The sequence below is a fragment of the Microbacterium sp. F2E genome, assembly GCF_020905435.1.
Classification (GTDB): domain Bacteria; phylum Actinomycetota; class Actinomycetes; order Actinomycetales; family Microbacteriaceae; genus Microbacterium; species Microbacterium lacticum.
Genome location: NZ_JAJJIB010000030.1, coordinates 1 through 10857 on the forward strand (window position 1 = coordinate 1; position 10857 = coordinate 10857).

General features: G+C 65.2%; 10 protein-coding genes and 1 tRNA gene. 8 read left to right on the forward strand and 3 right to left on the reverse strand.

All coding sequences use genetic code 11. The features are described from left to right. Window positions 1–80: 80 nt before the first annotated feature. Together LOK55_RS13655 and LOK55_RS13660 are read left to right on the forward strand one after the other, a co-directional pair. The gene (locus LOK55_RS13655) at window positions 81–542 is read left to right on the forward strand and encodes a hypothetical protein (protein WP_229935803.1); all 462 of its coding nucleotides are present in this window, start codon (window positions 81–83) and stop codon (window positions 540–542) included. A gap of 31 nt (window positions 543–573) precedes the next feature. Continuing rightward, entirely contained in the window at window positions 574–1050 is a 477-nt protein-coding gene (locus LOK55_RS13660) for a hypothetical protein (RefSeq protein WP_229935804.1), read from the forward strand. Window positions 1051–1113: 63 nt separating this feature from the next. Here the strand turns inward: LOK55_RS13660 and LOK55_RS13665 are convergent, their stop codons facing one another. After that, window positions 1114–1752 carry a response regulator transcription factor gene (locus LOK55_RS13665; RefSeq protein ID WP_229935805.1) on the reverse strand — a complete coding sequence of 213 codons (639 nt, stop codon included), beginning with the start codon at window positions 1750–1752 and terminating at the stop codon, window positions 1114–1116. Further along, the gene (locus LOK55_RS13670) at window positions 1749–2987 is read right to left on the reverse strand and encodes a sensor histidine kinase (protein ID WP_229935806.1); all 1239 of its coding nucleotides are present in this window, start codon (window positions 2985–2987) and stop codon (window positions 1749–1751) included. Before LOK55_RS13670 ends, LOK55_RS13665 begins: the two co-directional genes overlap by 4 nt. 233 nt (window positions 2988–3220) lie before the next feature. On the opposite strand from LOK55_RS13670, the gene lanKC reads away from it, so the two are divergent. The 6 genes from lanKC to LOK55_RS13695 all read left to right on the forward strand — a co-directional run bounded on the left by lanKC (window position 3221) and on the right by LOK55_RS13695 (window position 10189). Then, the gene (lanKC, locus tag LOK55_RS13675) at window positions 3221–5716 is read left to right on the forward strand and encodes a class III lanthionine synthetase LanKC (protein WP_229935807.1); all 2496 of its coding nucleotides are present in this window, start codon (window positions 3221–3223) and stop codon (window positions 5714–5716) included. A 42-nt stretch (window positions 5717–5758) separates the two neighbouring features. Beyond that, window positions 5759–5890 (forward strand): hypothetical protein, encoded by a 132-nt coding sequence (locus LOK55_RS14165; protein WP_268252623.1) that lies wholly within the window; start codon window positions 5759–5761, stop codon window positions 5888–5890. Between the two features lie 109 nt (window positions 5891–5999). After that, entirely contained in the window at window positions 6000–6713 is a 714-nt protein-coding gene (locus LOK55_RS13680; RefSeq protein WP_229935811.1) for an ABC transporter ATP-binding protein, read from the forward strand. A 25-nt stretch (window positions 6714–6738) separates the two neighbouring features. Further along, entirely contained in the window at window positions 6739–8121 is a 1383-nt protein-coding gene (locus LOK55_RS13685) for an FtsX-like permease family protein (protein ID WP_229935808.1), read from the forward strand. A gap of 1 nt (window position 8122) precedes the next feature. Further along, window positions 8123–9901 carry a prolyl oligopeptidase family serine peptidase gene (locus tag LOK55_RS14340; RefSeq protein WP_229935809.1) on the forward strand — a complete coding sequence of 593 codons (1779 nt, stop codon included), beginning with the start codon at window positions 8123–8125 and terminating at the stop codon, window positions 9899–9901. A 214-nt stretch (window positions 9902–10115) separates the two neighbouring features. Then, window positions 10116–10189 (forward strand) — tRNA-Met (locus LOK55_RS13695). A gap of 51 nt (window positions 10190–10240) precedes the next feature. Here the strand turns inward: LOK55_RS13695 and LOK55_RS13700 are convergent. Continuing rightward, complete coding sequence (locus tag LOK55_RS13700) at window positions 10241–10708, reverse strand: MarR family winged helix-turn-helix transcriptional regulator (RefSeq protein ID WP_229935810.1); 468 nt, start codon at window positions 10706–10708, stop codon at window positions 10241–10243. Window positions 10709–10857 lie beyond the last annotated feature (149 nt).

Below are 10857 nucleotides of genomic sequence, written 5' to 3' on the forward strand. Positions count from 1 at the left end.
CCCCCGCCGAGACCCGGGCCGCCTACTACGCCCAGACCGCAACCGCGGCCTGAAATCCACAAAGAGATCGTCTACGAAGCTTGACACAGCCCACCACGGCGAAGCTCGGCCAGCGCCGCATCACCGCGACACGCAGAGTCGCCGGGCTCATTCCGGTACCCGCCGGACCTGTTCCAGGCGACATGCGCACCGCGCTCACCGAGCGCCAAAGGCTGATCGAGACCGCCGTGCGTCAGCTTCTTCAGACCGCGATTGACGCGGGCGAAGCCTGGACCACACGCATGGGCCGACCACCCACAAGTGAACACGCCAGCCCGGGATGGTTCGCCCACGCGACCACCATCGCTCTGTACCGGCGGCGATACGACATCACCGGCCCCGTGGCACTGGGGAATCCGAAGGACATCACCAACCCTGGGCAGGCCAGTGAGTATCGCGTGGCCTCCTCTGCGTTGCGTCGCGCACGACAGGTCGCGGAGGCATCCGAAACGCGCACACCACGAAGGCAACCCCAGCAGGTCGAATACGGACGCCAGCTCTGAGCCTCGACCATGCGGGCTACCGTGGAGAAACATGATCCAGCGCATCCGCGACACCGGCGACGAGTTGATCCTCTACAACGATCAGCACGAACTCTTGCGCGTGACTGGCCCCACCCGGCTGCTCGGCGCGGCCTACGGCGGAGTCCACGTTCTGCCCGGTGGGCTGCTCGTCGTTGCCGGAATCGTCAGCCAGCGCCTTGTCGTCGAACCTGGTGGCAGCTGCTACGGCACCGGTTATGTCGGCGTCGTGCCCAAGGTCGCCGAAGGCGGCCTTCTCGACGTCTCAGGACATCTGGACCCCGCCCGGTGGCCGGAGGCGGCCGTCGGCGGCACCATCCTCATCGCCGCCGGCACACGCTACAAGAAGCACGTCGTTACCGCCGACGGCACCCTCGTACCCTTCGACCCGACCAATCTGGCAAAAGTCAATGACAGCTCGCCGAGATTCCGCATCATCCGAAGCGGCCCCACGCCGATCCTCAAAGGCCGGATCCAACTTGCTCTGTAGTAGTTCCGTGACCGCCTGGGCGAACGCGCAGCAGCACAGTCTACTGTTCGCAAATCTGCAAGGTCAGTCGCCCAATGCCTTGTAGAGGGTGAGGGCGAGTGCGGTGCGGTCTCGCTCGCCGAGCTTTCTCAACAGGGCTGAGACGTGGTTCTTGACGGTTCCTTCTGCGAGGACCAACTGCGCTGCGATCTCGGAGTTCGTCAGACCTTGTGCGACGAGTTCTGCGACGACGCGTTCGCCGCGGGTGAGGATCGCGAGGGATCCGTCTCCTGTCTCTTTGGTTTGCACTGCAGCGCGAGCAACTCGTGGGTCGATCACCATCCCGCCATCGATGACGGCGCGCAGCGCCGCGGTGAGACCTTCCACCGAGGTGTCCTTGAGCAGGAATCCGCAGGCACCGGCGGCGAGTGCTGCCTGGACGAGCGCGTCGTCATCGAAGGTGGTCAGGACGAGGACAGGGAGCCCGGGATACTCTTGTGCGCTGCGGGTCGTGAGTTCCACTCCGTCCATTCCGGGCATTCGTGCGTCGGTGAGGACGACGTCAACCTCGGTTGTGGAGAGAATGTCAAGCGCCGCATGCCCGTCTTCGGCTTGGGCGATCACATCGATTCCGTCAGCGGTGGACAGGAGCATGGCCAGGCCGCGACGGATCAGCTGCTGGTCCTCGACCAAGAGGACGCGTGTCGGGTCGGTCCTGTTCATGAGGTGATCTCTTCGTTCTCGATCGTGGCGTCGCTGAGTGGTACGGAGACTTCAAGCCGGAACTGATCGTTGGTCCGGCGTGCCAGCATCGAGCCGCCACGGCCCGATGCGCGGTCGGACAGTCCACGTAGCCCGAAACCGAGGGCAGGCTCACCGTCCTTCATCTCGATACCCGCGGCTCGCCCGAAGTCGTTGACGATCACCAGTGCGATGTGGTGGCCATCGACGCGGAGATCGATGCGCACGTTCCGCGCTCTGCTATGGCGCAAGGCATTCGTCAATCCCTCTTGGACGGCTCGATACATCAGTAGCGCGATCGCATCGTCGCGGGAGAGCTCATGGTCGGACGCGTCGTCTCCGATGACTTCGACCGTCAGGCCGGTGCCTCGGAACGACTCGGCGATCATCTCGAGTGCGGCAAGTCCCCGCGCTCCGGCATCGCGGACCGGACTGAGTGCTCGCACCCATGTCCGCATCTCTGCCAATGCTTCGCTGGAGGTGGCCTTGGCGGTGCGGATCTCTTCCCATGCCTGGTCGGCGTCGGCGCCTCGCATCCGTTCGGCGAGTTCGAGGCTCATCGAGACGAGCGTGAGCCGGTGCCCGAGGCCGTCGTGAAGTTCTCGTGCGCTGCGCGCGCGTTCGTCGGAGAGCAGCAGTTCCTTCTCGATCTCCGATGCGTGTCGCAGGCGGTCGATCACGTTCTGATCGGCGGTGCGTCTCTGTTCGAAGCTGCGAAGGGAGAGGCCGAGGACGATCCCGAAACATAGGAGCACCGCCACGGGGATGACGTTGACGATCCCTTGAAGCGTTGCTGAGAGGAACGAGCTCCACGATCCGAGGCCGCTGGACAGGAGGAGGGCGAAGCCCACGCACGAGATCCAGATCATCGCGTGGATCCCGGCTTTCAGCGATACGTCGACCACGGCGAACGCGACCACGAGCAGGAGGACCGGGATCGTGAAGTTCAGCGTCCCGAAGATGGCTACCGGGGTCGCCAGAAGGACGGCTGCCATGGTCAGGGCGACACCATGGCCGGCCCGGACGGCGCGGGGGCGCACGGCCCACAAGGCTCCAATGACCGGGACGAGGACGAGCCACATGATGGCGACGGCGAGCCCCGTTCCCGACTGGGTGAAGTCGATGATGCGCAGCACTGCGGCCATGATGAGGCAGCACAGCGCCACCGCCTGGAGTGCCGTCAGAGTGCGCTCGACGTTCACACGGGTGGAGCCCATACCCCCTAAGCCTAACTTCGCCGGCTGTCCGTGACTCGTGACCGTGGTCACGAGTGGGTCATGACCACGGGGGGAAGCATCTGGAGCTGCGCCGCCATAGCGTCGAGCGTGCAGGCCGCGATCATTCGCCTCTTCAGTGACATCGCGTGTGGTGCCCCATCAGGAGTCACTCGTTGCCTGCGTGTCGCGATGGATGCATTTCAGCACGAGATGCGCATCAGAAAGGTTGTGCGGTGCCTCTCGATGTCGAGTACCTCCGGTATTGCCAGCCCGGCAATCCGTTCTACGCGCCTCCAAGCACGGGTGAAAATGTTCGAGTCTTCGACGTGGGGCCGGGTGTACCGGAGGGATGGGAATCGAAGGCGACGCATCCATGGACGAACTGGTTTCCGCGCGGGTGGGTGTTTCCCCGGCAGGGCTGGAAGATCCATGTCTCTGCTACGCCGGACAACGCTGAGTCCGTTCTGACCACTGCGGCTGAGTATTGCTTTCGGTCGCGGTTACCGTTCAAGCACCTCACGACTCCGAATGACCTTGTTGTCCAGAACGGGAAGTACGCGGACCGGGGTGGTGCGGGCAAGTTCATCACGGTCTACCCGAGTTCCGATGAGCAGTTCACGACCGCTCTGAATGAACTCGACGCACTGCTGTGTGGTGCGGAAGGCCCGTACATCCTGTCGGACAAGAGATGGAAGTCGGGGCCTGTCTACTTCCGCTACGGCGCGTTCGTGCCGCCGTCGAAAGGTGCTGCCCACGTCTCGACCCTGATCGATCCCACCGGTGAAGAGGTCGAGGATCCTCGTCGTCCGGCATATACGCCGCCGGCCTGGGCGAGGTTGCCCGAGGCTGTGTCAGCTGCGTTGGTCGAAGAGGACGTCGACTTCGGTTTCACGATGCGTTCAGCGCTCCACTTCTCCAACGCGGGCGGCGTCGATCTAGCTGAAGCCACGACGGACGAGTTCGTGCCGGTCGGGACGATCGTGGTGCTGAAGGAGGCGCGACCGCACGCAGGTCTGGACGTCGACGCCACGGACGCTCTGGCACGACTTGCGCATGAAGAAGAGGTCCTGAAGGACCTGCAGGGGCTCGACTGTGTACCGGCCTACTACGGGTCCTTCACCGCCTGGGAGCATCGGTACCTCGTGATGGAGCGTGTCGAGGGGCACGATCTCAAGCGGGAGTGGATGACGCGCACACCGGTCTTGCGGCCTGCGCCTTGGAACCTCGATGACTCCTCGTACCTGCAATGGCTCGTATCCACGGTCGATCGCCTCGACGCCGCTCTCGCGTCCGTGCACGATGCTGGCTGGTTGCTCGGCGACATCCATCCCAAGAACGTCATCATGCGTGACGGGATCCGGCCGTGCTTCATCGATTTCGAGTTCGCTCACCGCATGGACCCCGCCTGGCGATGTCGACAAGGCGCACCCGGCTACGAGCCCGCGTTCGGTCTGAGTGGTGCAGCCGCGGATAGCTGGTCGCTGGGTGTGCTGGAACTCGATCTGCTGTACCCACAGGCCACGATCGCCGACCAGGGCAACGTGTGGAAGATCGAACAACTGCTCCGACGCGCATCCGCGGAGCTCGCAGTCCCCGAATCGGTGAGCGCATCCATCTGGTCAAAGACGCTCGGCGTCCTGCCTGACACGACCGCGCACGTCGTCGAAGAACGCGCGGGCCGACTCGAAACCCTCACCGACGCCCAGCTCTACGAGGAGATCTTCCGCGGCGTTCAGAACCTGGTGGACTGGGGCGCGACCGGCCCAGTCGTTCCTGGTGATATCGCCCTGTTCACCGCAGGCGGCGCCGAACACCAGGCCGGATACCCCTATGGGGCGGCGGGTGTCATCGACCAACTACGACGTTTCCCCGACGCGCTCGACCGCCAAGCTGCGGACCTCTGGCTCGCCACGCGAGTCGGCGAGGTGCGATCGCGGGGCCTCAGCGGCCGCGACGGCATCGAACATGCCGCGTACAACGCAGGTCTGGCCAGAACGCTCGACGCCCTCAACAGCACGGACTGCACCGCGCCCACCGATCCGACGCTGTGGTCTGGATGGGCCGGAGTCGGACTCTGCGCACTCGCCTCCGACGGTGACCCGCTGGAAGCGGCTCATCATCTGACGGTGCTCTTGGAGGACGGTGCGCAGGGCGCGTCAGTCGGTCTCTTGAACGGTTGGTGCGCGGCCGCGATCCTCTTCGCCAGACTGCACGAGGTCACGGGAGAGAACCGGTACGTCTCGCTGGCTGCTCGGGCGATCGACGCCGACCTTGCCCGGTGCACGATGACAAAGAACGGCACTCTCGAGTTCGACGAAGGATGGCGGACTCTGCCGTATCTCGGCATCGGCTCACTCGGGCCCGGACTCGCGATCCTCGAGCTGCAGCGTGTCACCGACACAACGATGTTCGCCGAGCCCCTCGCCGGAATCGACGCGGCAGCGACGTACTACCAATGCGCCCAACCGTCCCTCGCCCACGGCCTCGCCGGGTTCCTCATCTACCTGCAACGAAGAGTCCAACACCACCCGAGTGCCGCGCTCGAAGACGTCATCTCCACCCACCTGCGATCCCTGCGCCTACACGCCGTCATCGACGACACCGGCGTGTTCTTCCGAGGAAACCAGAACCTGCGCCTCTCGTCGGACTACCTCACCGGAGCCAGCGGCGTTCTCGCCGCACTCGATGAGGTCCTCGCCGGCAGCCGCGCACTCCCGTTCGGACTCTAAGAACGGGACCCATCCACCACGAAAGAAAGGAGGTGAAGAACCATGAACAAGATCCTCGAGTTCCAGACCATCGAAGGCGAGACCGACGCCCACGACGCCGCGCGCGTGAGCACCTTCAGCGTCATCCCGCCGTGCCCGGGTTGGCCCAGCTCGATCACGTGGGGTAACTGCTGAGTCGTCCTCACAGCTGGGAGCCGCGGTTCTGGCTGCACCTGCACCCAGAACCGCGGCCACCCCATCCCGACCATGCACAGCACATCCTGGAGAAGTTCACTTGACGACCATGCTCAGCGCCCGAGACCTCCGACGGGACCTGACGACAGGACGGACAACGACCACCGTCCTGCACGGCTGCGACCTCGAGCTGCAGGGAGGGGGTCTGACCGCCGTCGTGGGCCATTCGGGATCGGGGAAGACCTCTCTGCTGATGTGTCTCAGCGGTCTTGACCAGCCGACGTCAGGCATCGTGATGATCAACGGTCGCGACGTCTATCGTCAGTCCGCCGGCCGACGGGCGAGCATGCTTCGGTCAGAGATCGGATTCGTCTTCCAGCAATACAACCTCGTGCCGTTCCTCACCGTCGAGGAGAACATCACCCTCCCGTTCCGGCTCGACCACGCGGCGGTTCCCCGCGAGCTGGTCCGTGATCTCATCGAATCGTTCGGTCTGGGTCATCGTCGCCGCGCGCCGGCCCGTTCGCTCTCCGGCGGCGAGCAGCAGCGGACTGCGCTCTGCCGAGCGCTCGCCCGCCGCCCGGGCATCGTCTTCGCGGACGAGCCGACCGGAGCGCTGGACTCGCAAAGCACCCAGATCGTCCTGGGAGCACTTCGGCGCATGGCAGACGAGGGACAGATGATCGTCATGGTCACCCACGACCTCGACGCCGCAGCCCTGGCCGACACCGTCGTGATCATGCACGACGGTCGCACCGTGAGCTACCTCGGCCGTAGCACCAGCCAGGAACTTCTGGATGTCATGACCGAGCTGAAGGCGTGACACCGTGCAGCGATACGTCATCAGGATGTTCGCCGACGAATGGCGGCAATGGGTGCCCGCCGTCGCCGTCGTCGCCGTGATCGCAACGATGATCGGTTTGTGCGTCCACCAGTTCGCCTGGACCAGTGATCCGCAGTTCCGCGCGGCGGTCGTGGCCGCAGGCGTCCCGTTGGACGAGTTCCGGATCCTCTCGGTCACGATCTACACCGTGATCGCGCTCGTCTCCTGGGTCGCCTTGACCGTGGTGGGTCGAGCCAGCGTGCAGGCCACCCGACGCGCCCACGCGCTGTGGCTCCTGCTGGGGGCATCGCCTTCGACGGTGTTCCTCTCGACGCTCCTCGTCCTGGCGGTCGTCAGCGTGTGCGGCGCGGTCGTCGGTGCTCTTGCGTCGACACTCCTCAGCTTTTGGGCCGTACCGGCATTCAACGCCGAGGTCTCACCCGCGGTCAATCTGCCCGGGTTCGTGATCGTCCCCTGGGCGCCCGTGGCGATCATCGTCCTCAGTGTCGTCACCGCGATGGTGGGCGGACTCCTGCCGGCGCGACGAGCATCCCGCACGCCACCGAGCGTCGCCCTCAGATCGCCCGAAGGGTCTGGCCGACGATCGATCGTCACGGTCTTCCGCATCGTCTGCAGCGTGTTCTTTCTGCTCGTCGCCGGCGGCCTCGTGGTGGCCGCCGGCTTCTCCTCCCAACTCGGGTCGACCAGTCCCGGCTCCATGTTCAATCTCGCTGTCGACGCCGGCGGCAGCGCTCTCATCGCCGTCTACCTTCTCTGCCCGCAGATCGTCGCCTTCATCTTCTGGATCCTCAACGGGATCTTTTCGCGCTCAGGCGCCGTCGTTCCCGCGCTCGGCACCCGCGCAGCCGCGGCTCGGGTCCAGGCCAGTGCGACGACGATCGCCCCGCTGGCCGCAGGTCTGGGGGGCATCGGCCTGTTGCTCTGCGCCGTGAACTCCGTCGTCGCGGTAACCGAGGCACTCCAGCCCGGCACCCAGACGGACCTCACCGACGTATGGACGATCGTCGCGGTCGTAGCGGTATCAATGCTGGCCACCAGCGCCGCCGTCGTCTCGCTGTCCGCCCGGGGCCGAGGACGCGAGATCGCCCTTCTTCAAGCCGCTGGCATGCAAACACGGCAAATCGGCACCCTGATCGCGTCCGAGAGCTTCGCCATAGCCCTGGCCGCCTCGATCACAGCCGCCGTTCCCGTCGCCGTAGGAGGAATCGTCTGCGTCCTCGTCTCGAAAGCAGCTCTCGGCAACAGCTCCGTGGTCGTCTGGCCGGTCCCGGCCATGCTGCTAGGACTGGTCGCCGCATGGATCGTGATCTTCCTCATCCTCCTGGCCCCCGCCATCACGCCGCTGCGTGACGGCCCCGGCGCGCAATTGCGCGAGCAAGGCGTCTGACGTGCCTGAACCATCGAGCACCGTCGGACCCCGGATCGCCGCCCTCGCACAGCGTCTGCACGAGGTCGACGCACTGCGGCCTCCGGCCATGCCGGCTTCCGATGCGGACGGCGGTCGTTCCGAGATCGTGCGGCTCCGAAACCCAGATGGCGGCGAAATCGTCGAAACCATCGTCCTGCACTCTCGGGAGACATTGGTGCGAGCCGCTGACATGGCATATGCCGTCATCGGCGATTCCAACGGTGACGAGAACTACAGCATCTGGATCCATACGGCAACCCGCAGCGGAGCCCGGCTCGTCCACCAGGAATCACCCATCTCACCCCGCGTATACCCCTTCGGAACAGGGCTCCTCTGGATCCGCCGAGACGCTGCACGTCGGCCCCACCAGGCCCTCTGGTGGGACCACGATCGTGACGCCCCGGCGGTCCTGTTCGACGAACCCGACCGAACTCATCGGCTCGAACTGCGCAGCGTCGATGACGGCACCGCGGTACTCGCTTCCCGCGGGCCTGACGCGACCGATCACTGGATCATCAACAGCCGAGACGGAGACACCCCGACATGCCGCCCGTTGGCATCGGATCTCCCCGACATGGACGCCATCGCATGGCGAGGAGACATCATCATCCTCGACCGGGGCCAAGGACGCGTACAAGCTGACAGGATCGAACCACTCGACGCCGTAGCCCCCGCCGAGTTCATCGCGGAACACCTCCAGGCCGCTGGAGACGCGCTCGCGGTCATAGGGAGACGCCGCGGTCGTCAAGCAGTATGGATGCCCGCTCAAGGGCCGACGGCGGTGTGGACCGCTCCGCCGGCAGGCACGATGCTCCCTTCATTCGATCCCGACACCGGGCGTCCGATCTTCCTCGTCTCCTCGCCGCTCCACGAGCCCCAAGTCGTCCATCCTTCCGCCGTCGGTGACGTACACGCGACTTCGACTGGACGAGCCGACGTTCATTGCATCACCACCAACAGCGACGACGGCACACCGATCCCGATCACGCTCCTCCTGCCCCCCGGCTCAGAGCCACATCCTCTCGTCGTGAACGTCTACGGCGCCTACGGCATCAGTCTGGAAGGGCCATTCGACCCCTTCACCGACGACCTCCTGGCACGTGGCGTCGCAGTCGCCTACTGCCACGTACGCGGCGGCGGCGAGAATGGCTCAGAATGGCATCGGCAGGCGAGGGGCGTCGGCCGATACCGATCGATCGAGGATCTTCTCGCCTGCCTAGCTCTGCTCCGTGACCTCCCCGCAATCGCCGCGGATCACATCGTGCTAAGCGCCGCCAGCGCAGGCGGCCTCACCGCAGCCGCAGCCTGCCTCCGCGAACCGACCTGGCTGCGCGGGCTGCACCTCGTGCATCCATTCTTCGACCCGCTCACAGCACTCATGAACCCCGACTCCAATCTCGCCACCACGGACTGGGCCGAATTCGGTGATCCTCGCGGCGACGCGCAAGTCAGAGACCACCTCGAACATCTCTCACCGATGACCATCGTTCGCCAGCTGGCTCTTCACAGCTGCCCGCTTCCTCGAGCCTGGATCCGCGCAGCCCACCACGACGCACGCGTCGATTCGGCAGCCGTCGAACGGTTCAGCCACCTCTATCGGACGGCGTCGACATCAACTGATCTCGCACACGTCGTCTATCGGGTTGCCGCCGGCGGCCACCTTGGAGGTCAGTCAGCTACTCAAGCGCACGAAGAGAACCTGCTCGCACATGCCTGGCTGCTCGATCTTCTCGACGCTCCGCTCTCACGAGCTGCTTGATCAACGTGACCTGGATCACGTGAGATTGCGAGCCGACGGCCGCACGGTGGGGATTTGATCGCTCGGCGGAATGTCGGCGCACAGCGGTCCCGAGCCGGGTCGAGACAGGTCGAGGAGTGCGCTACACTGAAGACACCAACACGAAGAGCCAGTCCAGGGACTCGCCTCCTGATCAGGGATTTTGGTGGCGGTAACGGCTCGCAAGGGCCGCCGGCGCGGGGTGGAGCAGCTCGGTAGCTCGCTGGGCTCATAACCCAGAGGTCGCAGGTTCAAATCCTGTCCCCGCAACGAAAAACGAAGAAGGCCCCCGGAAACGGGGGCCTTCTTCGTTGTCCGCCCTCAGCCGCCGAGCGCCGTCTCCATCTCGCCGAGAAAGCGCACGATCGTGCGCAGCTCGTCGTCGGTGAACGACGCCATCCCCTCCCGCATGCGCCCCATCCGCTCGCCGAAATGGCGGTAGAACTCCGCGCGGGCGGCATCGGTGAGTACGACCACGCGCGCCCGCCGGTCGCTCGGATGCGGACGCCGCTCGAGGTGACCGCTGGCCGTCAGGCGGTCGAGCAGCTTCGTCGTCGAGGCGGTGGAGATCGACAGGTGCGCCGCGATCTGATGCGGCGACACCCACTCGCCGCGCTGCTCACGCACGACGAGCAGGCGCATCGCCGCGAGGTCGGACGCGTTCATGTCCATGTCGCCGCGCATGCCGCCGTGCATCCGGTCCATCGCATCCGAGAACGCCCGCACGGCCGTCATGGCCGACATCATCAGCGCGTCCCGCGGCGTCTGCGGCACCCATCTCTCGGTCACGTGTGGACACCTCCCTGATCCCCCAGGTAGTATCGCTGAAAATCGCTAGATAAACTAGTGTCCTCCGCCGTTAATTCGTTGCAATAGTCGTCCGAGGGATTCGAGTATCTGGTCTGCGGTCTTGGTCCAGATGAAGGGCTTCGGGTTCT

What these genes read in the sequence shown, in the direction of transcription:
- LOK55_RS13680 (WP_229935811.1), top strand. Translation starts at nt 6,000, where the DNA reads ATGCTCAGCGCCCGAGACCTCCGACGGGACCTGACGACAGGACGGACA.
- LOK55_RS13660 (WP_229935804.1), top strand. Translation starts at nt 574, where the DNA reads ATGATCCAGCGCATCCGCGACACCGGCGACGAGTTGATCCTCTACAAC.
- LOK55_RS13670 (WP_229935806.1), bottom strand. Translation starts at nt 2,987, where the DNA reads ATGGGCTCCACCCGTGTGAACGTCGAGCGCACTCTGACGGCACTCCAG.
- LOK55_RS14165 (WP_268252623.1), top strand. Translation starts at nt 5,759, where the DNA reads ATGAACAAGATCCTCGAGTTCCAGACCATCGAAGGCGAGACCGACGCC.
- LOK55_RS13685 (WP_229935808.1), top strand. Translation starts at nt 6,739, where the DNA reads ATGTTCGCCGACGAATGGCGGCAATGGGTGCCCGCCGTCGCCGTCGTC.
- LOK55_RS13665 (WP_229935805.1), bottom strand. Translation starts at nt 1,752, where the DNA reads ATGAACAGGACCGACCCGACACGCGTCCTCTTGGTCGAGGACCAGCAG.